Below are 20,494 nucleotides of genomic sequence, written 5' to 3'. Positions count from 1 at the left end.
TCAGCGCAAGGATGAACCTGCCCGGCATGCGCTCCGTACCCGTTTGTGACCGGCCTTGTGCTCAGCCACAGACGGGAGGTCCATCATGCCCGCACTCGAGCCGTTCTACCGGGACGTCCAATCGCACTACGACGTATCCGACGATTTCTACCGGTTGTTCCTCGACCCCTCGATGACTTACAGCTGCGCCTACTTCGAGCGCCCCGGTATGAGCTTGGAGCAGGCACAGCTGGCCAAGATCGACCTCGCGCTCGGCAAGCTCGGCCTGCGGCCGGGACTGCGCCTGCTCGACATCGGATGCGGTTGGGGCGCAACGATGTTCCGCGCGGCGCAGCAGTACGGGGTGGCGGTCGTCGGGCTGACGCTGAGCCGCAATCAGTACGACCACGTGGTGGCCGAGATCGAGCGGCTCGGGCTGCCCGAGGTCCAGGTCCGCCTACAGGGTTGGGAGGAGTTCGACGAACCGGTGGACCGGATCGTCAGCATCGGCGCCTTCGAACATTTCCGGCGGGAGCGGTACGCGGCGTTCTTCGAGCGCTGCTACCGGATGCTGCCCGACGAGGGAAGGATGCTGCTGCATACGATCGTCGGCTTCACGCTCAACGACCTGCGCCGGATGAATATTCCCTTCACGCGGGACGACGCGCGGTTCAGCCTGTTCATCAGGAAGGAGATCTTCCCCGGCGGGCAGCTGCCGCGACCAGCGGAGGTCACCCGGTTCGCGGGGCAGGCCGGACTCGGCACCGAACGAATCCAGCCGCTGCAGGAGCACTACGCGCGGACCCTCGATCTCTGGGCGGCGGCGCTGGTGGCCAACCGCGAACGCGCGGTGCAGCTCACCTCCGAGGAGGTGTACGCCCGCTACCTGAAGTACCTGACCGGCTGCGGGGCGCATTTCCGCTGCGGGCACGTCGACGTCATGCAGTTCACGATGGTGAAACTGGGCTTATAGGACGGCCTGGGTCTGGGTCACCTTGGCGACGAGTTTGTCCGCGTCGTCGCGGATTTCCGTCTCGACGACGATGAACGAGCGGCCCGCGTGCAGGGGGCGTGCGGTGGCGACGGCGTGGCCGGAGCGCACGGCGCGCACGAAGTTGGACTTCGACTCCACCGTGGTGGTGCCCTGCTTGCCCTCGGGCAGATTGAGGAACGCGCACACCGCGCCGGTCGCGTCGGCCAGCGACATCAGCACGCCGCCGTGCAGCATGCCGCCGAGCGTGCACAGCGACTCGTCCCAGGCGATCCGGCTGCGCACCAGCTCGGGGCCGTGCTCGAGCACCTCGATGCCGAGGCGCTCGGTGAACGGCATGGACTGGTGGAAGAGCTTGGTGCCGGTCTCGTCGATCATGGCGACCATGCTGCCGGGCGGTGGCGCGCCGGTCGATTACCTCAGGGGTAATCGGCGTCGATCCGTGTGTGCTTGGCGGGAATCCGCGCTCCGGTCTCGCGCGGCGGTCAACCCATGCGGGCGACCACCGCGTTCGGCAGATGGGGCAGTACGACATCCACCAGCCGCCACGGCCAGCCGGGCACGCAGGCCCGCGTCTGTTCCCGCTCGATCGCCCGCACCATCGCGGCAACGCCCTTGTCCAACGGCGCGAGCATGCGGGCGTCGCCCGCCTTGTCGGCCATGTCCGTCGCGATGAATCCGGGCAACAGCGTGGTGACCGCGATGGGGGATTTCGCCAATTCCGCCGCCAGGCCCTCGCCCAGCGCGGCCAGCCCGGCTTTGCTGGCGGAGTACGCGGCCTTCTTCCTCGGCAGTCCGCGCACCGCGCTCATCGACGACACGAGCACCAGATGTCCGGAATTCTGCGTGCGGAAGATCTCCATCGCGGCCTCCACCTGGGCGAGCGCGCTCACGAAGTTGGTGGTGGCGGTGGCGAGGTTGGCGTCGGCGCGACCGCTGCCGATCACCGCGCCTTTGCCGAGTCCCGCGTTCACGATCACCCGGTCGAGTCCGCCCAGTTCGTCGCGCAGTTCGCCGAATACGCGCGGCACGGCGGCGTGATCGTCCACGTCGAGCGCGCGAAGGGCGACGGTGATGCCCGGGTGCGCGGCCGTCAGTTCGGTGCGCAGGTCTTCCAGCAGCTCCAGCCGTCGTGCGCAGAGCGCCAGATCGCGCCCCTTGGCCGCGAAGTCCCTTGCCATGCCCGCGCCGAGGCCGGCGCTCGCGCCGGTGATCAGAATCTTGGTCCTCGTCATGCGGCCGACCTTAACGCGGGCGACCGCGAGGAGTCCGCCGCCTGCGGGACCTCGGTCCTTGGATCAGAAGCCGGACGAACCGGTCGGGGGCAGCTGCGACACCCTCCGCCACGCGCCGCAGTTCACGGTTTTGAAGGCGACATCGGTCGGCTTGATCTCCGCGCGGACCGGGCTCAGCCGGGTGAAGTTGTTGCCGATGATGTATTGCATGTTCGTGTTGTCGCCCTCGACCTTCCACAGCCTGCGCCAATCGCAGCCATAGGCGAGGTCGGGAGTTCCCGGCGCTTCCCAGACTCCGGGGAGGATGTCGACGCCGACCATGTAGAGGCCGTCGCCCGGCATCACGGTGGCGGGCTCGGCGGCCGCGGTTCCTGCTCCGAACAGGGTCGCGGCGGACGCCATCGCCCCCGCGATCACTAGCATGCGCATGCGCTTCTTCTCCTCGGTATCGACGCCCTGGCTGGACGGCTGACCTGCGAAGATCCCCGCATCTTCGTGGCCAGATCTACCAGAGTCGTCCGCCGGAGAGGGGGTATTCGATCGATTTCCGTCAGATGCGCGCGCTGTTCGCATGAATCCGCCGTAATCGCCGATCGCTGATGTCATCGGACCGGGCGGCCGCGATATCGATGGTGTGAGAGGTATTCGGCCGTTGCGCGCGCTCACGGAGCGGCGGCGAACGTGTGGCGCCCATTGCGCGGGCCTGTGCACCGAAGACGGTTTGGCTGAGGTGCTTGCCGCCGATCGCGGCCTGCTGCACTGGCGTGCGCTCCGTGGTCTCGGGGACGCGGGCGTGGCCGAGCATGCGGTGCAGGAGACGTTGCTGCGGGCCTGGCGTTCCTGTGCCCAGTTCGACGCGCGCCGCGGCAGTGTGCGCACCTGGCTGCTGGCGATCGAGCGCAACGTCATCATCGATATCGCCCGTGCCCGCGCGGCGCGGCCGTTCGACACGGCGTGGGACGAACTCAGCGAGATCGCCGCGACGCCCGTCGCAGACCCCGATTTCGTGGACGGACTCGTCGACGGACTGCTGGTCGCCGAACTGCTGTCCCGGCTGCCCTCGGCCCAGCGCGAGGCGGTCGTCGAGGTGATCCTGCGCGACCGCGCGTACCGGGAGGTGGCCGCCGACTTCGGTGTTCCGGTCGGCACCGTGAAGACGCGCGTGCACTACGCGCTGCGATCGCTGCGGCAGCTCCCGCAGGGCGCCTGACCCGGGCGGCGATCGGGTGACCGGTCCCTCTACCGTGTTCGGCAGTGCCCGAACCAGGTGGGAGATCGACCGATGAAACCCGAAGACCGTGGTGAGCTGCGCATCGATCGGCGGACCGCGCTGGCGGGCGCCGGTGCGGCCGCCGCTGCCGTCACCGTCGCCGCGTGCGCGCCCGCCAAGCCGTCCGCGAGCGAAGTCGCGCCAGGCACCGAGGTCGCGAAGGTGGCCGACGTGCCGGTCGGCGGCGCGGTCATCTCGAGCGGCACCGTGGTGACCCAACCGCAAGCCGGTGTGTACCAAGGATTCTCGGCCGCCTGCACGCACCTCGGATGCTCGGTGTCGAAAATCGAGCGCGACACCATCGTTTGTCGCTGCCACGGCAGCGCCTTCCGCTTCGACGGCACCGTGGCCACCGGCCCCGCCGAACGACCCCTCGCGCCGCGCCCCGTTCGCGTCGACGGCGACCGCATCGTCACCGCCTGACGAACGCTGCTGCGCGGAAGCTGTATCCGTCTGCGCGGCGGTCGACAAGGTATTGCTGATACTTCTGACCAGGTGAGATTGCTTTGTCGGCCTTGGTAACAGTTCGATAACTGTCCTTGCTTCGCTGAGTGGCGCGTTGCAAGAGTGGACCACTGGGTTTGGTGTTACTAATGGGAAGGGAGGGGTGCTCCGTCCCGGGGCGCCGACCGAACATGAAGCCAAGCATCATCAAGGCCGGTATCTCCACCACCGTCACGGCCGCGGTGACCGCGACGCTCGCCGGGTTCGTCCCCGGAACCGCGACGGCCGTTCCCGTACCGGATGTGACGGGCAAGCTCGCAGGCAGAACGGTTTTCCTCGACCCCGGCCACCAAGGGGCGGACCACGCCGAGAACCTCGGCAGGCAGGTGGTCAACGGCCGTGGCGGCACCAAGGACTGCCAGACCACCGGCATGACCTCCGTCAACGGCGTACCGGAACACACCATCAACTGGAACGTCGCCCAGCTGGTCAAGACCTCGCTGGAGAGCTTCGGCGCGCGGGTGGTGCTCAGCCGCCAGGACGACAGCGGCTGGGGCGGCTGCATCGACGAACGGGCCCGCGCGGCCAACGACTCCGGCGCCGCGGTGGCGGTGAGCATTCACGCCGACAGCGCGCCGTCCGCGTTCCGCGGCTTCCACCTGATCGTCCCGCAGCTGCCGGTGCCCGACGCCAAGGTCGACCAGGTCCAGTCCGGACCCGGCTTGGCCGCGACGAGGTCGGTCCGCGACGCGTACCTGGGTGCAGGATTCCCCGCGGCGACCTACGCCGGGGTGCAGGACGGACTCCAGACGCGATCCGATATCGCGGGACCGGCGCTGACCACCGTGCCGAACGTGTTCGTCGAAATGGGCAACGGCGCGAACGCGGAGGACGCCGCGCTGCTGGAGAGTCCCGACGGACAGCTGAAGCACGCCGTCGCGATCACCACCGGCCTGGTGAGCTACCTGCTCGCCGCTCCGCCCGCGGCGAGCGGATCGGCCGCCGACCAGCCCGCGTCCGTGCCCGGTCAGGGTGTTCCGGCGCAGTCCGCGCCGAATGCCGACGGCTCGACCGCGAACGGCGGCTCGACACCGAACGGCGCGGCACAGAGCGCGCCCGGCGGAACGACACCGGGCACCCCCAACGGCTCGGCGCAAAGCGTTCCCGACCCCACCGCGCCGCAGGGGGAAACCCTCCAAGGGATGTCTCCCGGCGTCAGGTCCGCTCCGGGCAGTCAGCCGATGCCGGGCAGCCAGGCGAGCCCCGGCACCCAGACGAGCCCGGGCAACCAGCTGACGCCGAACAACCCGGCGACACCGGGAACCTCTGCGCTGCCCGGTACCCAGTCGACGCCGAACGCCGAGTCCAACTCGGAATCCAGCACTCTCGGCGTCCTGGCGACCACCGTGCTGGAAATGCTCATGCCGCTGGCCCGGGCGCTCGGCATGGACAACACCGCGATCACCACGGAGCTGATCAACCTGGCCTACACCCTGGCGAGCAAACTGTTCGGCCCCGCGCGCTAGTCGTCACGCCACCGGACGCCGCCCGATTCACCGGGCGGCGTTCGGCCGTTTTCGCGCCGTCGCGCGCCACACTAGGGTGGTCCGGGTGGCTGACCGGATTCCTGTGCTGATCGTCGCCGGCTTTCTCGGTTCGGGGAAGACCACCCTGCTCAACCACCTGCTACGCAACAATCGCGGCACCCGGATCGGGGTGGTCGTCAACGACTTCGGTGCCATCAACATCGATTCCATGCTCGTCGCCGGGCAGGTCGACGCGATGGTCTCGCTCGGCAACGGCTGCGTCTGCTGCGCGGTCGACGTCACCGAGCTCGACGAGCTGTTCACCCGGCTGGCGCAGCCGCGGGCGAACATCGACGTCATCGTGGTCGAGGCCAGCGGGCTCGCCGAGCCGCGCAACCTCATCCGGATGGTGGTCGGCAGCGACAATCCGCGCATCCGTTACGGCGGTCTGGTCGAGGTGGTCGACGCCGAACAGTTCCCCGTCACCAGCGAACGGCACCCGGAACTGCTGACTCATCTGCGCCTGGCCGACTTGGTGGTGGTCAACAAGGCCGACCGGGTCGCCGCGACCGAGCTGGACACGTTGCGCGGCGAGCTGGCCGACCTGGTCGGCGCGGTGCCGGTGTACGCGACGACCCGCGGACGCATCGATCCCGGCCTGTTGTTCGACGAGCCGTTGCGCGCGACCCCGCGCGTCGCCGAGCAGTTGAGCTTCGACGAACTGCTCGCCGACCACGACCACGACCACGACGACGAGCACCGCCACCTGCACGACGACTACACCAGCGTCTCCTTCACCAGCGAACGGGAATTGGATCCCCGCAGGCTGATCGGCTTCCTCGAGGACCCGCCGCCCGGCCTGTTCCGCGCCAAGGGCTTCGCGGCCTTCGGCGTCGCGGCCGAGCGCAGGAAGTTCGTGTTGCACATGGTCGGCAGGCACATCGTCTTCGAACCGGGCGCGTGGCGTCGCGGCGAACCGCGCACCAGCCGGCTGGTGCTGATCGGGGCGGGCATGCCCGCCGACACCGCCCTGTCGCGCCTGCGCGAGACCGTGCACACCGATGACGATTTCCTCGACGAGCAGGCGATGCTCGGGGTGTGGCGCTACACCCCGCACTGAGGCGCCGCACATTGGCGCGTTTTGCCCGAAGGTGGCGCGTTCGGCGCTTTCGCGGCGGCCGCGTTGTCGGAAGACTGGCTGCACGCCCGCCGTGTCGGGGACGGCGCCATGCGCCGCGCACGGCGTCGGTCCAGAACCGTGATCGACCGTATCTTTGTGCGACCGAGGGGAGAGTTCGGTGTCCGAGACGTGGGAGAGCGCCACCGCTTACGTAATCGCCGCGCTGGAGGGCAAGGGGACAGCCACCCGCGACGATTTCGACGTACCGGCGATCGTCGCTGCCACCAGAGACATCGCCGAGAGCTGGGATTTCCGGATCATCGAGGACGCCACCTTCTGGCGTATCGCGGCCAGCTTCCTGCGCGTGTGAGGTATCAGTCGAACAGCTCACACCGGTGCGCGTGCTCGGCGACGCCCCAGCGGCGCGCCGCGCGGCGCATCGATCCCGCGTCGGAGTAGCCGAGCAGTTGCGCCTGCCGCGCCTTGCTCAGCGAACCCGCCGCGCTCGCCTGCCGCAATCGGGCGTCGCGCGCCCGGTCGAGTTCCTTGCGCCACGTCGTCCCGGCCTCCATGAGCCTGCGCTGCAAGGTGCGCGGGCTGGTGGCCAGCCGCCGCGCGACGCGGTTCAGCGAGGCATCGCCCGCGTCGAGCGCGTCGGCCAGCGCCTCGGCCACCCGCCGCGGCCAGGCCGAGGGCAGCGGCGGTGGCGGTGGGAGGGCGTCGGCCAAGGGGCGCAGGATCTTCGCCAGCACCGGGTCGGCGGTGGTCAGCGGGAGGTCCATGTCGGAGGAGCGGAAGGTCATCGAGTCGACCGGAGCGTCGAATTCGATGGCGGCCGTACCGAATACCTCGACGTAGGGGCGATGATCGGGGGGCGCCTGCTGGCGCAGCGCGACCCGGACCGGCGCGAGCGGTTCGCGCACCACCCGGCGGGCCCTGCTCAGCACCGCGCCCAGACCCCACAGCTGGGTCAGGTCACGTCCCACGCCCTCGCCGTCGATGATGTCGAGGTAGAGCGTGGTCTCGTGCTCGTTCTCGACGCGCAGGTCGAACCGGTGGTTGGTGGTGACCGCGGAGACGTACGGTCCGCAGGTCGCCAGCCCTGCGCCCAGGGTGGGCGCCGTCGAGAACAGGTAGTCGTACAGTCCGAGACTCGTGAGTTCGTAGCGCCTGGCCACCTGCAACGCCACCGCGGGATCGCCGAGCGCGTGCGCGCCGAGTTCCCACAGCCGGGAGAAGGTGTGGCTCGGCAGGTGCATGTCGTCGCCCGCCATCGTCCATTCCGGTAGTCCGGTCTCCCGGATCAGCTTCTCCCGATCGGCTCCCGCAGCGGTGAGCTGCGAGATGACGAAACGATGCAGCAAAACCTGGTCGGTCCCCACGCGTCCTCCAACCGCACATCCGGATGAACAACTCTGCGCGAGAACGCTAACGGCGACCTGTTCGATCCGTCGTCGTATTCACATCACGAGATGATTACCCGCAGGCGTTGACCCACTCCGACATGCCGTCGGCGAACAACTGCCGCTTCCAGATCGGCACCTCGTGCTTGATCCGGTCCACCAATTCCGCGCAGGCAGTGAAGGCTTCGGCCCGGTGCGGGGCGGCCACCGCGACCACGATGGCGAGATCGCCGACGGTCAGCGCGCCGACCCGGTGCACCGCGGCCACCGGAAGACCGGTTGACGCGGCCGCCGCGGCGCAGCAATTGCGCAGGAAACGCTCGGCTTCCGGATGCGCCGAGTATTCCAGCGCCGAAACGGCCTGACCGCCATCGTGATTGCGCACCTTGCCGGTGAACACCACGACCGCGCCGTGTTCCGGGCCGGTGACCGCGGCCTCCACCTCGGCGGGGTCGAGCGGCTGGTCGCTGATGCGGGCCACCCGCACCGTGGTCTCAGACGTGGTCATGATCGCCGCCTCCGGCTACTTGTGCGAGCAGATGATCGAGGAGCGGTTCGAGCACGGCGATACCGTCCTTCACACCGCCCGGCGAACCGGGCAGATTCACGACGACCGACCGGCCCGCCAGGCCCGCGACGCCGCGGCTGAGCGCGGCCAGCGGGAACTTCGCGGTGCCGCGCTGGCGGATCGCCTCGGCCACGCCGGGCAATTCGCGGTCGAGCACGGCCAGCGTCGCCTCGGGGGTGGCGTCGGTGGGAGACGCGCCGGTGCCGCCGGTGCTGATCACCAGCGACGGCGCGAAACGCAGCGCGTCGGCCAGGCCGACGCCGATCTCGGCATCGGCGTAGACGAGCGGTCCGCGCACCGAGAAGCCGAGGCCGGTCAACCAGTCCGCGAGCACGGGACCGGTGGTGTCCTCCCAGATGCCCGCCGCCGTGCGGGTCGACGCGACGAGCACGACCGCGGACCGATCGTCGCCTCCGGGTTGTTCGACGGGGCGAATGCCGGTCTCCGGCTTCGGCTCCGGCGTGCGCGGCCGCTCCCAGTGACCGCGCTTGCCGCCCTCCTTGGTCAGCAGCCGGACGCCGTCGAGCGTCGCCGCCGGGTCGACCGCCTTCACCATGTCGTGCAGGGTGAGCCCGGCGACGGCGACCGCGGTCAGCGCCTCCATCTCCACACCGGTCGGCCCCTTGGTCTTCGCGGTCGCCTCGATGGTGATGGCGGTGTCGGTGAACCCGAACTCCACCTTCACCGACGACAGCGCCAGCTGATGGCACAGCGGAATGAGTTCGGAGGTCTTCTTGGCGCCCGCGATCCCGGCGATCCGCGCGGTGGACAGCACATCGGCCTTGGGCAGGTCGTCGGCCCTGACCAGCGCGACGACCTCCGCGGTGGTCTGCAACACGCCTGCCGCCACGGCGATGCGCGCGGTGTCGGACTTCGCGCTCACATCGACCATGCGGGCGCGACCTTCCCGGTCGACATGGGACAACTCGCTCATGCCTGCGCCTCGCCGGCGCTCGGCTCCGGCATGCGCGAGGCACGCTGCCACATGATTCGCTCGCTCATGAGATCCAGCCTGGCACAGTGCCGAGGCGCCGCGCGCACCTGCTCACAATTCGCGCACCCGCACCGGCGATCCCGCCGCCAGCTCGGTCGTCTCGGCGGGGATGTCGATCAGCACATCGGCCCATGCCATGCCCGCGATCAGGTGGGAGCCGGCGCCGGAGGCGGGTTCGACGCCGCCCTCGGTGAGCCGTCCGCGCAGGAACTGCCGCCGACCGGCGGGGGAGCGCACCGCAGCGCGCAGCGGCAGCTCGCTCGTGCGCACCGGCGGCAAACCGGACAGGTGCCGCAGCATCGGCCTGGCGAACACCTCGAACGACACCATGGTGCTCACCGGATTGCCGGGGAAGCTGAGCACCGGGACGCCGTCCAGCACCGTCAGCCCCTGCGGCCCGCCCGGCTGCACGGCGACCGAACCGAACAGCCCGCCCTGCGCGGCGAGCACGTCCTTGACCACCTCGAAATCGCCCTTGGACACCCCGCCCGAGGTGAACACCAGATCGGCGGAACGCGTTGCGGCGGAGAGCAAGCGGCGGAACACCGCGGGATCGTCGGTGCTGTGCTCGACCGAGACGACCGCCACTCCGTTGGCCGCGAGCGCCGCGGCGAGCGCGATGCCGTTGGAGTTGTAGATCTGCCCGGGCCGCAGCGGCTTGCCCGCGGGGACCAGTTCGTCGCCGGTGGTGACGACCGCGGCGCGCACCGGCCGGAAGACCGGCACCGTCGGCACCCCGACCGCCGCGAGCGCGGCGATGTGCCGCGGCGTCAGCGCGACGCCCGCGGGCACGAGAAGCGCGCCCGCGCGCACGTCGGTGCCCGGCTCGCGGACGAATTCGCCTGCGCCACGGCCGCGTTCGATGGTGACGATGCTGCCGTCGGTCCGCGTGTCCTCCACCGGGACGACGCAGTCCGCGCCTGGCGGGATCGGCGCGCCGGTCATCACCTTCAGCGCCGCTCCGGTGGGCAGCGGGGCCTGTCCCGGCTGACCCGCGGCGACGACACCGGCCAGCGGCAGCGTCACCGGAGCGACCGCCACATCGTCGGCGCGCACCGCGTAGCCGTCCATCGCCGAATTACGGAACACCGGCAGGTCGATCGGGGAGCGGATGTCGGTAGCCAGCTTGCGGCCCAGCGCGGCGGGCACCGGGACGGAGTCGACCGGACGCGCCGCGAGTGGGCGCAGCAGCTGTTCGATGCTGTCGCGATACTCGTCGACGGACCGTGCCGAGGCGCTGGCTGGCCGAGAATTCATAGCGGAGAGCTTAGTGGGGGTTTTTCATCTCACGCCCTGACATGCTCGTTTGTGAGATCGGCCGAACCGGGCGCTGCCCGTGGTTCCGTGCGCCCGACGGGTCATACTGGAAGCGTGACATTGGTCGAGATGGGCATGCCCGCCGTGCGATCAGGGCGCCCCTCGCTCGACGGACGCCCCGACACGCCTTGGCTGGTCGACCGCTTCGGGCGGGTGGCCCGCGATCTGCGGGTCTCGATCACCGAGAAGTGCTCGCTGCGCTGCACTTACTGCATGCCGGAGGAGGGGCTGCCGCCGATTCCGAAGGACGAACTGCTGACCGTCGACGAGATCGCGCGGTTGGTGGTGCTCGCCGTCGAACAGCTCGGCGTGCGCGAGGTGCGGTTCACCGGCGGCGAACCGCTGCTGCGCCGGGATCTGGAACAGATCATCGCGGGCTGCCACGAGCGGCTGCCCGGCATCCCGCTGGCCATGACCACCAACGGCGTCGGTCTCGAACATCGCGCCAGCGGGCTCGCCGCGGCCGGATTGAGCCGGGTGAACGTCTCGCTGGACACCGTGGACCGCGACGGCTTCGCCAAGCTGACCCGCCGCGACCGCTTGGACTCGGTGCTGGCAGGCATCCGCGCCGCCCGCGCCGCCGGGCTGGCTCCGCTCAAGGTGAACGCCGTGCTCATGCGCGAAACCCTCTCCGGCGCGGCGGATCTGCTCCAGTGGTGCCTGGGCGAGGAGTGCGAGCTGCGGTTCATCGAGGAGATGCCGCTGGACGCCGACCACGAGTGGGCGCGCGCCAACATGGTGACCGCTGCCGAACTGCTCGACGTGCTCGGCGCCCGGTTCACGCTCACCGAGGCCGGTCGCGCCGATCCCTCCGCGCCCGCCGAGAAGTGGTTGGTCGACGGCGGCCCGGCCACGGTCGGCATCATCGCCACCGTGACGCGCAAGTTCTGCGACACCTGCGACCGCACCCGGTTGACCGCCGACGGCATGCTGCGCTCCTGCCTGTTCAGCGACCAGGAGTTCGATCTGCGCGAGGCCATGCGGTCCGGCGCGGACGACGCCGAACTGGCCACCATCTGGCGCGGCGCGATGTGGAACAAATGGGCGGGACACGGCATCGACGCCGAGGATTTCGTCCCGCCGGAACGCACGATGGGAGCCATCGGTGGTTGAGGTCCGTTATTTCGCCGCCATCGCCGATGCCGTCGGCAAGGATTCCGAGCGGATCGACCTGCCCGCCGGCGCCACGGTCGCCGATCTGCGCACCAGCCTGGCCGCCGCGTACGGCCCCGATCTGGACAAGATGCTCGGGGTCTGCGCCTACCTGATCGGCGACGAACTCACCCGCGACCCGTCCTCGGCGCTCAGCACCCGAGTCGACGTGCTCCCGCCGTTCGCGGGCGGATAACGGGCGGCGTCGTTACAGTCGAGCCGTGGTGCAGAGCAAGGCGAGCGATGTGGACGGCTACCTGGCCGAGCTGCCCGAGGCCCGCCGTCCGGCGGTGCACCGGCTGCGGGAGCTGTGCCAGGCGGAACTGAGCGGGTTCACCGAGGTCATGGCCTACAGCATGCCCTGCTACGAACGCGAGGGCGTCGGCGAGATCGCCTTCGCGAACCAGAAGCAGTACATCTCTTTCTATCTGTTGCGCACCGACGTGCGCGCGGCGTTCGCCGATCGGCTGGCCGGCCACGACATGGGCAAGGGCTGCCTGCGCTTTCGCAAGCCCGAGCTGATCGACTTCGACCTGGTCCGGGACCTGCTGCGGGCGACGGCGGCCACGGAGGGCGGGCCGGTGTGCTGAGTGCGCCGGAGATTTTCTCCGCCGCGATGTAGAGAACCCGGCGCGCGGTTCGTCGTCCGAGTAGAAGGGGTATCGGACCCCTCGAGACGAGGAAGGATCACGCGATGCACTACCTGGCGACATTGGTGGGACGCGAAGGCGGCGTGCAGCCCGGTACGGCGGAGTTCGACGCCGAGGTGGCGAAGTACGCGGCGTTCGACGAGCGCGCGGGCGATGCGGTGGCGGGCGGCGCGGCGCTGTACCCGTCCGCGTCCGCGATGCAGATCCGCCGCGAGGACGGACGGACGCTGATCACCGACGGACCGTTCGCCGAGCAGGCGGAGGTCGTCGGCGGGTTCTATGTGTTCGAGGCCGCCGACCTGGATGCGGTGATCGAGCTGGCGCGGCAGCTGCCCGCCGCGCAGGACGGGCAGATCGAGGTGCGGCCGATGGTCATGTGGTCGGCGCACGAGACGCCGCGCGCGGACTGGTGGCTGGCGCTGCTGTGGGAAGCGCCGGACGCGGTGATCGCGCCCGGCTCGCCCGAGTGGGACGCGGGGATGGCCGAGCACGAGCGATTCGGCGCGAAGTACGCGGCGGCGATCCGCGGCGGTGGTGCGTTGCAGCCGCCGTCCTCGGCGACCACGCTGCGGGTCCGCGACGGTGAACTGCTGCTGACCGACGGGCCGTTCGCGGAATTCGCGGAGGTGATCGACGGCGTGTATCTGTTCGCGGCGGCGGGCCGGGCGGAGGCGGCCGAGATCGCGGCCGCGATTCCCCTGGGCGAGCGCGGGCGCACCGAGGTGCGTCAGATCGTCGAACTGGACTGACGGTGACCGCGGGCCCGGCCACCGGGATCGACGCCGTCTATCGCGCCGAGTTCGGCCGGGCCCTCGCCACCGTGGCCAGGATGGTCGGTGACATCGCGCTCGCCGAGGACGCGGTGCAGGAGGCGTTCGCCGACGCGCTGCGCACTTGGCCCGAGCACGGCGCACCCGCGAATCCGGGCGCCTGGATCACCACCGCCGCCCGGCATCGAGCGCTGGACCGGTTGCGGCGCGAATCGGCGCGCGCGGGCAAGGAGCAGGACGCCGTCGCGGCGCGCGCGCCGATCGAGGAGGCCGACGTGTCGCCGGTGCTGGACGACCAGCTACGCATGATCTTCACCTGCTGCCATCCCGCGCTGTCGCAGCAGTCGCAGGTCGCGTTGACGCTGCGGCTGGTGTGCGGTTTGCGCACCGCGGAGATCGCCAGGGCCTTCTTGCAACCGGAACACACTGTGGCGCAACGCCTCTCCCGTGCGAAGGCGAAGATCAGGCAGGCCGGTATCCCGCTGCGCGTGCCGCAGGCGCACCTCCTGTCGGAGCGGATGCCCCCGGTGCTCGCGTGCGTGTATCTGGTGTTCACCGAGGGTTATTTCGCGACATCGGGTCCGTCGGCCGTGCGAGACGAGTTGTGCGACGAAGCGATTCGGCTCGGCCGGTTGCTGTGCGGGCTGCTGCCGGGCGAGCCGGAGGCGCGGGCACTGCTGGCGCTGATGCTGTTGCAGGACAGTCGGCGCGGGCAAAGGCGCACTGCGGAAGGCGATTTGGTTCCGTTGGAGGACCAGGACCGGTCCGCGTGGAATCACACGGCGATCGGGGCCGGGTTGGCCTGCCTCGTCTCGGCGGCGGCCGACGGCGGCGGACCGTATCTCGCGCAGGCGCGCATCGCTGCGGCGCACGCCACGGCTCCGAGCTGGGCGGACACCGACTGGAGCGCCATCGCCGACAGCTACGACGAGCTGCTGCGGTATTCCGCCTCGCCCGCAGTCCGGGTGAATCGAGCTGTGGCCGTTGGCTTTTCCCGCGGGTTCGACGCGGGACTCGCCGCACTCGACGAGGTGGCGGATGATCCCCGCTTGGCCGGGACCCATCTGATCCCGGCCACGCGGGCCGATCTGTTGCGCAGAGCGGGACGGCGGCGCGACGCCGCGGACAGCTACCGGGCCGCCCTGGACATCGCCGAGAACGAGCAGGTGCGGCGCTTCCTGGCGCGCCGTCTCACCGAAGTCGAGGCGGCCGAGTAGATCCCGGCGCACGCCCCGGTCTTCGGGACCGGGCGCCGCCGCCTTCGTGCCGGAGACGTTCCGTGCCGGGATTCGCCGTGCCGGAATGCGCTCAGCGCCACCAGGTGTCGAGCGGAGTCACCGGCACCGTGCGCTTGTGCCTGGTGTTGCGGAAGATCCTCTCCACCCGCTCGGCCACCTCGGGCGTGACGTCGTTGCCCTCGAGGTAGTCGTCGATCTCGCTGTAGCGCAGGCCGAGCGCCTCCTCGTCGGGGAGCGCGGGCCGGTCGTCCTCGAGATCCGCGGTCGGGACCTTGGACCAGATGCTGGCCGGCGCGCCGAGTTCCTGGAGCAGCGCCGCGCCCTGTCGCTTGGTGAGACCGGTCAGCGGGGTCAGGTCGACGCCGCCGTCGCCGTACTTGGTGAAGAAACCGGTGACGGCCTCGGCGGCGTGGTCGGTGCCGACCACGAGCAGGTTCTCCTCACCAGCGATGGCGTACTGGATCACCATGCGCTCGCGGGCCTTGATGTTGCCGCGCACGAAATCGCGCAGTTTGCTCACCTTCAGCGCGGACGCGGTCTCCGCCGCCACCGCATTGGCGCCGGGACGGACGTTGACCACCACGGCGCGGTCCGGCGCGATGAAGGTCATCGCGATCCTGGCGTCGACCTCGTCGGATTGCACGCCGTAGGGCAGTCGCACCGCGACGAAGGTGGCGTCGAAGCCGTCGGCCCGCAGTTCCTCGGCGGCCAGCTGGCACAACCGCCCGGTCAGCGCGCTGTCCTGGCCGCCGCTGATGCCGAGCACGAAACCTTTTGCGGGCGTTGCGCGCAGATAGTCCTTGAGGAAATCGATCCGGCGACGCACCTCGACCTTCGGTTCGATCGTCGGCTGGACGCCCAATTCGGTGATGATCTGTTCGCGCAGACTAGCCATGAGACGTCACTCTACTGGCGCGCCCGCCGGGACAACCCGGCGAACGAAGGCTTCCCAGTTGTCCCCGACGTGCCGCGCGCTGTATCCGAGGACATTGAACTGGTACATCAGCAGCGGCGCGCCGAGTACGGCGAGCAGACCGTCGGCGAGCAGCGGTACCTCTCCTGTCGCGCCCGCCTGCCGCAGCAGCATCGAGACATGCGCCTTGAGCAGGTTGTACGGCGCTCCGGTGTAGCGGTCCCCTGCCTCGCTCACCTCGGCGGCGCGATGCAGTTCGCCCTCGACCTCGATGTCCGATATCCGGGCGCGCCCGAACGCGATGAGCCGGTCCACCGGGGGCGCGCCCGGCCCGAGTGGCGGCGGCCCGAACATGAAGGCCGCTTGATACTTCTGCTCGGAGTGGTCGAGCAGCGCGCGCATCAGTCCGGAGCGACTGCCGAAGCGGCGGAACACGGTGCCTTTGCCGACGCCGGCCCGCTTGGCCAGCGCGTCCATCGTGAGGCCGTCGACGCCGTGGTCGCGGACCAAGTCCTGCGCGGCGTCCAGCAGCAACCGCCGATTGCGGGCCGCGTCTGCGCGTTCGGTGGGCTCGGCGGTCCCCGGCAAGGGCGCGCCGATACGCAGCAGCGGTCGCTCGCGCGTCGGTTCGCCGGGGGACGGTGTGGGGTAGTTCACAGCCCTCTCACGGTCTCGTGGGAAGTAATCGGACCGTAGTCCGGTTAGTGTCTGGTGAAAGTTCGGACACCACATTCAGTACACCAGGAGTCGCCATGGTTCAGACCCGCATCCTCGCTCTCGTCGGAAGCCTGCGCGCCGCGTCGATCAACCGGCAGCTCGCCGAGGCCGCCGTGCAGACCGCGCCGGACGGCGTCGAGGTGACGATCTACGAGGGTCTCGCCGACATTCCGTTCTACAACGAGGACATCGACGTTCCCGGCGCCGTTCCCGCCGCCGCGCAGCGCTTGCGCGACGCGGTCGCCGCCGCCGACGGCGTGCTCCTGGTGACCCCGGAATACAACGGCACGCTGTCGGCCGTGCTGAAGAACGCCATCGACTGGGCCTCGCGGCCGTACGGCGTCGGCGCCCTCCAGGGCAAGGCCGTCGCGGTCGTCAGCGCGTCCATCAGCGCGAACGCGGCGCAGTGGGCGCACGGGGACGCGGTCAAGGCGATCGGCGTCGCGGGCGGCAAGATCGTCGAGGCCGCGCACGCCCACTTCGGCGTGATCGGCGAGCGTTTCGGCGCCGTGCATCCGCGCGAGGACGCGGAGGCGCTCACTCAGCTCGGCGCCACGGTGCACCAACTGGCCGAGGCCGCGCGCGGGCAGCTGGTGTCCGCCTGACCGTTGTCCGGCGCCGCGCGCCGTCCTCCGTGGCCGCCCCCGCTCTCTTCCGAGGTGGGGGCGGTTTCGTGTTTCCAGTGTGTCGCGATGTCGCACAAGGGGTGGACGAGACAGCCGTGGCGGATGTGACAGAAGAGTTTGCTGGAAGGGCGCTACGGTACGGAATTGTGATCTGCACCACGGACGTGTCGGGTTGCGAATCGAGCGTCCTGGTACTTCTCCCGGTGGAATTACACCTGTGCGACTCGCAACATGTCGTGTTGTTTCAATCTGTCGGCCACTAGGTGTAGTGTCTTCGGTGCTGGAAGGCGGTACGAGACCCACCGCGAAAAGCTACCGCCCTCGGCGGCGCTAGCAGGGGTTTCGAGACCGGATCCAGGAGTTTGCGCAGCATACGTCGGATCACGCACTGCATACGGATCACCGGCCGTGGATCAGGCTCGCGGTGTGAGCTCAGGCCCGCAGGCGGAAGCCCGCGTAACCAGGCCGCGAACACCGCGCATCAGGCACAGGAGAGAGGGACTCTATGACCATCACCGTGTACACCAAGCCCGCTTGCGTCCAGTGCAATGCCACCTACAAGGCCCTCGACAAGGTCGGGGTGGACTACGAGGTCATCGACATCTCCGAGAGCGACGAGGCGCGTGACTACGTCATGGCCCTCGGTTACCTGCAGGCTCCGGTCGTCGTCGCGGGCGAGGACCACTGGTCCGGCTTCCGTCCCGACCGCATCAAGGCCCTCGCGGTCGCGGCGGCCTGATAGGCGCAAGATCTTCCTGTTCATCCGATGGGAGAGGAGAAGCGATGTCCGCAGGGACCGCGCTGGTCTACTTCTCCAGCGCCTCGGAGAACACGCATCGTTTCGTCGAGAAGCTGGGACTCCCGGCGACTCGCATACCACTGCACACCGCCGATTCGCTGCGCGTCGACGAACCCTACGTGCTGATCGTCCCGACCTACGGTGGCGGTCGGCACGTTCTGGGGGGTAACCGGTCCGACAAGGACTTCGTGCCGCGGCAGGTCGCCAAGTTCCTCAACGACCCGCACAACCGCGCGCTGCTGCGCGGCGTCATCGCGGCGGGAAACACGAACTTCGGCGATACCTACTGCTTTGCGGGAGAGGTGATCTCGCGCAAGTGCGGGGTGCCGTACCTGTATCGCTTCGAACTCATGGGAACCGCTGAGGACGTCGACCGCGTCCGAGAGGGATTGGGATTGTTTTGGCAACAGCAACGACAGCGCCTGCCGGAAAGACAGCTCGCTTAGAGCAGCCCCCGGTGCGCGGCGCCGACGCCACGGGTGAAGTACTCGACTACCACGCCCTCAACGCGATGCTGAACCTATACGGACCGGACGGCACGATCCAGTTCGACAAGGACCGCGAGGCCGCCCACCAGTACTTCCTGCAGCACGTCAACCAGAACACCGTCTTCTTCCACAACCTGGACGAGAAGCTGGACTACCTGGTCGACGAGAACTACTACGAGGCCGAGGTTCTCGAGCAGTACAGCAGGGCGTTCATCAAGAGCCTGTTCAAGCAGGCCTACGCGCACAAGTTCCGGTTCCCGACCTTCCTGGGCGCGTTCAAGTACTACACCTCGTACACGCTCAAGACCTTCGACGGCAAGCGCTACCTGGAGCGCTTCGAGGACCGCGTGTGCATGGTCGCGCTGACCCTGGCCGCCGGTGACGAGGTCCTGGCCCGCCAGCTGGTCGACGAGATCATCGACGGGCGTTTCCAGCCCGCCACCCCGACCTTCCTCAACTCGGGCAAGAAGCAGCGCGGTGAGCCGGTGTCCTGCTTCCTGCTGCGCATCGAGGACAACATGGAGTCCATCGGGCGCTCCATCAACTCGGCACTGCAGCTGTCCAAGCGCGGCGGCGGTGTCGCCCTGCTGCTCAGCAACATTCGCGAGCACGGCGCGCCGATCAAGAAGATCGAGAACCAGAGCTCGGGCGTCATCCCGATCATGAAGCTGCTGGAGGACTCGTTCTCCTACGCCAACCAGCTCGGCGCGCGACAGGGCGCCGGTGCGGTGTACCTGCACGCGCACCACCCGGACATCTACCGCTTCCTGGACACCAAGCGGGAGAACGCGGACGAGAAGATCCGCATCAAGACGCTCTCGCTCGGCGTGGTGATCCCCGACATCACCTTCGAACTGGCGAAGAAGAACGAGGACATGTACCTCTTCTCGCCGTACGACGTGGAGCGGATCTACGGCAAGCCGTTCGCCGACATCGACGTCACCGAGAAGTACTACGAGATGGTCGACGACAAGCGCATCCGCAAGTCGAAGATCAAGGCGCGCGAGTTCTTCCAGACCATCGCCGAGCTGCAGTTCGAATCGGGCTACCCGTACATCATGTTCGAGGACACGGTGAACAGGGCCAACCCGATCGCGGGCAAGATCACCCACTCCAACCTGTGCTCGGAGATCCTGCAGGTCTCCACCCCGTCGGAGTTCAACGACGACCTGTCCTACTCGAAGGTCGGCAAGGACATCTCCTGCAACCTGGGTTCGCTGAACATCGCCAAGTCGATGGACTCGCCGAACTTCGCGCAGACCATCGAGGTGGCGATCCGCGCGCTGACCGCCGTGTCGGACCAGACCCACATCTACTCGGTGCCGTCGATCGAACAGGGCAACAACCAGTCCCACGCGATCGGCCTCGGGCAGATGAACCTGCACGGATACCTGGCCCGTGAGCGGATCCACTACGGATCCGAAGAAGGCATCGACTTCACCAACATCTACTTCTACACCGTGGTCTACCACGCGATCCGGGCGTCGAACCTGATCGCCAAAGAGCGCGGCAGCTACTTCGGCGGGTTCCCCGAATCGAAGTACGCCAGCGGCGAGTACTTCGACAGGTACACCGACCGGGCGTGGGAGCCGAAGACCGACCGGGTGCGGCGGCTGTTCGACGACGCGGGCGTGCACATCCCGACCCAGCAGGACTGGCGGGAGCTGAAGGCGTCGGTCATGGAACACGGCATCTACAACCAGAACCTGCAGGCCGTGCCGCCCACCGGCTCGATCTCCTACATCAACCACTCCACCAGCTCCATCCACCCGGTGGCGTCGAAGATCGAGATCCGCAAGGAAGGCAAGATCGGCCGCGTCTACTACCCGGCGCCCTACATGGACAACGACAACCTCGAGTACTACGAGGACGCCTACGAGATCGGCTACGAGAAGATCATCGACACCTACGCTGCGGCCACCCAGCACGTGGACCAGGGCCTGTCGCTGACTCTCTTCTTCAAGGACACGGCCACCACCCGTGACCTGAACAAGGCGCAGATCTACGCCTGGCGCAAGGGCATCAAGACGCTGTATTACATCCGGCTGCGCCAGATGGCGTTGGAAGGCACCGAAGTCGAAGGCTGCGTGAGCTGCATGCTGTAGTTTTTGGCGGCGCCTGCGGCGCCGCGTGTTCGCGGCCCTTTATGTCTCGCGGCCGAGCGATCGAGACTCGCGCCTTCGGCGCATGCGCTTCGATCGCTCGGCCGCGAGACGGCCGCGAATGTCGCTCGTCGGGCTCGCTCCGGTGTGGTTGGGTGAGTGCGGGGGTTGCGGGTTCGGTGTGAGCGTTTC

General features: G+C 68.9%; 25 protein-coding genes. 15 read left to right on the top strand and 10 right to left on the bottom strand.

Annotation, left to right across the window (positions count from 1 at the left end; all coding sequences use genetic code 11):
• The first annotated feature begins 85 nt into the window (after positions 1-85).
• A complete protein-coding gene (locus ACRWNM_RS32040) occupies positions 86-952 on the top strand; it encodes a cyclopropane mycolic acid synthase family methyltransferase (RefSeq protein ID WP_431971885.1) in 867 nt (288 codons plus the stop codon).
• Here the strand turns inward: ACRWNM_RS32040 and ACRWNM_RS32035 are convergent.
• The 4 genes from ACRWNM_RS32035 to ACRWNM_RS32020 form a co-directional block, all read right to left on the bottom strand.
• Complete coding sequence (locus ACRWNM_RS32035) at positions 947-1,348, bottom strand: PaaI family thioesterase (RefSeq protein WP_431971884.1); 402 nt, start codon at positions 1,346-1,348, stop codon at positions 947-949. The two genes, ACRWNM_RS32040 and ACRWNM_RS32035, sit on opposite strands and share 6 nt — an antisense overlap.
• 107 nt (positions 1,349-1,455) lie before the next feature.
• Entirely contained in the window at positions 1,456-2,205 is a 750-nt protein-coding gene (locus ACRWNM_RS32030; protein ID WP_431971883.1) for an SDR family oxidoreductase, read from the bottom strand.
• A gap of 63 nt (positions 2,206-2,268) precedes the next feature.
• Complete coding sequence (locus ACRWNM_RS32025) at positions 2,269-2,634, bottom strand: hypothetical protein (RefSeq protein ID WP_431971882.1); 366 nt, start codon at positions 2,632-2,634, stop codon at positions 2,269-2,271.
• A gap of 121 nt (positions 2,635-2,755) precedes the next feature.
• Complete coding sequence (locus ACRWNM_RS32020; RefSeq protein WP_431971881.1) at positions 2,756-3,010, bottom strand: hypothetical protein; 255 nt, start codon at positions 3,008-3,010, stop codon at positions 2,756-2,758.
• On the opposite strand from ACRWNM_RS32020, the gene ACRWNM_RS32015 reads away from it, so the two are divergent.
• From ACRWNM_RS32015 to ACRWNM_RS31995, 5 genes are all read left to right on the top strand, one after another.
• Positions 2,999-3,415 carry a sigma-70 family RNA polymerase sigma factor gene (locus tag ACRWNM_RS32015; protein WP_431971880.1) on the top strand — a complete coding sequence of 139 codons (417 nt, stop codon included), beginning with the start codon at positions 2,999-3,001 and terminating at the stop codon, positions 3,413-3,415. The two genes, ACRWNM_RS32020 and ACRWNM_RS32015, sit on opposite strands and share 12 nt — an antisense overlap.
• A gap of 72 nt (positions 3,416-3,487) precedes the next feature.
• A complete protein-coding gene (locus ACRWNM_RS32010; RefSeq protein ID WP_431971879.1) occupies positions 3,488-3,898 on the top strand; it encodes a ubiquinol-cytochrome c reductase iron-sulfur subunit in 411 nt (136 codons plus the stop codon).
• A gap of 212 nt (positions 3,899-4,110) precedes the next feature.
• On the top strand, positions 4,111-5,445 hold the full coding sequence (locus ACRWNM_RS32005) for an N-acetylmuramoyl-L-alanine amidase (protein ID WP_431971878.1): 1,335 nt from the start codon (positions 4,111-4,113) through the stop codon (positions 5,443-5,445).
• 85 nt (positions 5,446-5,530) lie between these two features.
• Positions 5,531-6,565 (top strand): CobW family GTP-binding protein, encoded by a 1,035-nt coding sequence (locus tag ACRWNM_RS32000; protein WP_431971877.1) that lies wholly within the window; start codon positions 5,531-5,533, stop codon positions 6,563-6,565.
• Between the two features lie 178 nt (positions 6,566-6,743).
• A complete protein-coding gene (locus ACRWNM_RS31995; RefSeq protein ID WP_431971876.1) occupies positions 6,744-6,935 on the top strand; it encodes a hypothetical protein in 192 nt (63 codons plus the stop codon).
• Positions 6,936-6,939: 4 nt separating this feature from the next.
• On the opposite strand, the gene ACRWNM_RS31990 is transcribed toward ACRWNM_RS31995, so the two are convergent.
• The 4 genes from ACRWNM_RS31990 to ACRWNM_RS31975 form a co-directional block, all read right to left on the bottom strand.
• Complete coding sequence (locus tag ACRWNM_RS31990) at positions 6,940-7,947, bottom strand: AraC family transcriptional regulator ligand-binding domain-containing protein (RefSeq protein ID WP_431971875.1); 1,008 nt, start codon at positions 7,945-7,947, stop codon at positions 6,940-6,942.
• A 94-nt stretch (positions 7,948-8,041) separates the two neighbouring features.
• Positions 8,042-8,476, bottom strand: a complete 435-nt coding sequence (locus ACRWNM_RS31985) for a molybdenum cofactor biosynthesis protein MoaE (RefSeq protein WP_431971874.1) — start codon at positions 8,474-8,476, stop codon at positions 8,042-8,044.
• A complete protein-coding gene (moaCB, locus tag ACRWNM_RS31980) occupies positions 8,463-9,470 on the bottom strand; it encodes a bifunctional molybdenum cofactor biosynthesis protein MoaC/MoaB (protein ID WP_431971873.1) in 1,008 nt (335 codons plus the stop codon). Before moaCB ends, ACRWNM_RS31985 begins: the two co-directional genes overlap by 14 nt.
• Positions 9,471-9,581: 111 nt before the next feature.
• A complete protein-coding gene (locus ACRWNM_RS31975) occupies positions 9,582-10,787 on the bottom strand; it encodes a molybdopterin molybdotransferase MoeA (RefSeq protein WP_431971872.1) in 1,206 nt (401 codons plus the stop codon).
• Positions 10,788-10,901: 114 nt separating this feature from the next.
• Between ACRWNM_RS31975 and moaA the strand changes: the two genes are divergently transcribed.
• The 5 genes from moaA to ACRWNM_RS31950 all read left to right on the top strand — a co-directional run bounded on the left by moaA (position 10,902) and on the right by ACRWNM_RS31950 (position 14,636).
• Positions 10,902-11,960, top strand: coding sequence for a GTP 3',8-cyclase MoaA (gene moaA, locus ACRWNM_RS31970; RefSeq protein WP_431971871.1), 1,059 nt, complete (start codon positions 10,902-10,904; stop codon positions 11,958-11,960).
• Positions 11,953-12,195, top strand: coding sequence for a MoaD/ThiS family protein (locus tag ACRWNM_RS31965; protein WP_431971870.1), 243 nt, complete (start codon positions 11,953-11,955; stop codon positions 12,193-12,195). The genes moaA and ACRWNM_RS31965 overlap by 8 nt, the downstream gene beginning before the upstream one ends.
• Positions 12,196-12,220: 25 nt before the next feature.
• Entirely contained in the window at positions 12,221-12,589 is a 369-nt protein-coding gene (locus ACRWNM_RS31960) for an iron chaperone (protein WP_431971869.1), read from the top strand.
• Positions 12,590-12,693: 104 nt separating this feature from the next.
• Positions 12,694-13,398 carry a YciI family protein gene (locus tag ACRWNM_RS31955; RefSeq protein ID WP_431971868.1) on the top strand — a complete coding sequence of 235 codons (705 nt, stop codon included), beginning with the start codon at positions 12,694-12,696 and terminating at the stop codon, positions 13,396-13,398.
• Positions 13,399-13,400: 2 nt separating this feature from the next.
• Complete coding sequence (locus ACRWNM_RS31950; RefSeq protein WP_431971867.1) at positions 13,401-14,636, top strand: RNA polymerase sigma factor; 1,236 nt, start codon at positions 13,401-13,403, stop codon at positions 14,634-14,636.
• Between the two features lie 91 nt (positions 14,637-14,727).
• Here the strand turns inward: ACRWNM_RS31950 and nadE are convergent, their stop codons facing one another.
• Together nadE and ACRWNM_RS31940 are read right to left on the bottom strand one after the other, a co-directional pair.
• Positions 14,728-15,552 (bottom strand): ammonia-dependent NAD(+) synthetase, encoded by an 825-nt coding sequence (nadE, locus tag ACRWNM_RS31945; RefSeq protein WP_431971866.1) that lies wholly within the window; start codon positions 15,550-15,552, stop codon positions 14,728-14,730.
• Between the two features lie 6 nt (positions 15,553-15,558).
• A complete protein-coding gene (locus ACRWNM_RS31940) occupies positions 15,559-16,179 on the bottom strand; it encodes a TetR/AcrR family transcriptional regulator (RefSeq protein WP_431971945.1) in 621 nt (206 codons plus the stop codon).
• 143 nt (positions 16,180-16,322) lie between these two features.
• On the opposite strand from ACRWNM_RS31940, the gene ACRWNM_RS31935 reads away from it, so the two are divergent.
• The 4 genes from ACRWNM_RS31935 to nrdE all read left to right on the top strand — a co-directional run bounded on the left by ACRWNM_RS31935 (position 16,323) and on the right by nrdE (position 20,305).
• On the top strand, positions 16,323-16,892 hold the full coding sequence (locus tag ACRWNM_RS31935) for an NAD(P)H-dependent oxidoreductase (protein WP_431971865.1): 570 nt from the start codon (positions 16,323-16,325) through the stop codon (positions 16,890-16,892).
• Between the two features lie 526 nt (positions 16,893-17,418).
• Positions 17,419-17,652: a glutaredoxin-like protein NrdH gene (gene nrdH, locus ACRWNM_RS31930; RefSeq protein WP_431971864.1), complete on the top strand. Its 234-nt coding sequence runs from the start codon at positions 17,419-17,421 to the stop codon at positions 17,650-17,652.
• Between the two features lie 44 nt (positions 17,653-17,696).
• Complete coding sequence (gene nrdI / locus ACRWNM_RS31925; protein ID WP_431971863.1) at positions 17,697-18,158, top strand: class Ib ribonucleoside-diphosphate reductase assembly flavoprotein NrdI; 462 nt, start codon at positions 17,697-17,699, stop codon at positions 18,156-18,158.
• 65 nt (positions 18,159-18,223) lie between these two features.
• Complete coding sequence (gene nrdE, locus ACRWNM_RS31920; RefSeq protein ID WP_431971944.1) at positions 18,224-20,305, top strand: class 1b ribonucleoside-diphosphate reductase subunit alpha; 2,082 nt, start codon at positions 18,224-18,226, stop codon at positions 20,303-20,305.
• Positions 20,306-20,494 lie beyond the last annotated feature (189 nt).

This window comes from Nocardia sp. bgisy134, assembly GCF_965341865.1.
Lineage (GTDB): Bacteria > Actinomycetota > Actinomycetes > Mycobacteriales > Mycobacteriaceae > Nocardia.
This window is presented reverse-complemented; position numbering and strand designations above follow the sequence as displayed.

Bases quoted from the DNA above. Each gene is read 5' to 3' on its own strand.
- ACRWNM_RS32040 (WP_431971885.1), top strand. From the start codon at position 86: ATGCCCGCACTCGAGCCGTTCTACCGGGACGTCCAATCGCACTACGAC.
- ACRWNM_RS32035 (WP_431971884.1), bottom strand. From the start codon at position 1,348: ATGATCGACGAGACCGGCACCAAGCTCTTCCACCAGTCCATGCCGTTC.
- ACRWNM_RS32030 (WP_431971883.1), bottom strand. From the start codon at position 2,205: ATGACGAGGACCAAGATTCTGATCACCGGCGCGAGCGCCGGCCTCGGC.
- ACRWNM_RS32025 (WP_431971882.1), bottom strand. From the start codon at position 2,634: ATGCGCATGCTAGTGATCGCGGGGGCGATGGCGTCCGCCGCGACCCTG.
- ACRWNM_RS32020 (WP_431971881.1), bottom strand. From the start codon at position 3,010: ATGCTCGGCCACGCCCGCGTCCCCGAGACCACGGAGCGCACGCCAGTG.
- ACRWNM_RS32010 (WP_431971879.1), top strand. From the start codon at position 3,488: ATGAAACCCGAAGACCGTGGTGAGCTGCGCATCGATCGGCGGACCGCG.
- ACRWNM_RS32005 (WP_431971878.1), top strand. From the start codon at position 4,111: ATGAAGCCAAGCATCATCAAGGCCGGTATCTCCACCACCGTCACGGCC.
- ACRWNM_RS31985 (WP_431971874.1), bottom strand. From the start codon at position 8,476: ATGACCACGTCTGAGACCACGGTGCGGGTGGCCCGCATCAGCGACCAG.
- moaCB (WP_431971873.1), bottom strand. From the start codon at position 9,470: ATGAGCGAGTTGTCCCATGTCGACCGGGAAGGTCGCGCCCGCATGGTC.
- ACRWNM_RS31975 (WP_431971872.1), bottom strand. From the start codon at position 10,787: ATGAATTCTCGGCCAGCCAGCGCCTCGGCACGGTCCGTCGACGAGTAT.
- ACRWNM_RS31955 (WP_431971868.1), top strand. From the start codon at position 12,694: ATGCACTACCTGGCGACATTGGTGGGACGCGAAGGCGGCGTGCAGCCC.
- nadE (WP_431971866.1), bottom strand. From the start codon at position 15,552: ATGGCTAGTCTGCGCGAACAGATCATCACCGAATTGGGCGTCCAGCCG.
- ACRWNM_RS31935 (WP_431971865.1), top strand. From the start codon at position 16,323: ATGGTTCAGACCCGCATCCTCGCTCTCGTCGGAAGCCTGCGCGCCGCG.
- nrdH (WP_431971864.1), top strand. From the start codon at position 17,419: ATGACCATCACCGTGTACACCAAGCCCGCTTGCGTCCAGTGCAATGCC.
- nrdI (WP_431971863.1), top strand. From the start codon at position 17,697: ATGTCCGCAGGGACCGCGCTGGTCTACTTCTCCAGCGCCTCGGAGAAC.
- nrdE (WP_431971944.1), top strand. From the start codon at position 18,224: ATGCTGAACCTATACGGACCGGACGGCACGATCCAGTTCGACAAGGAC.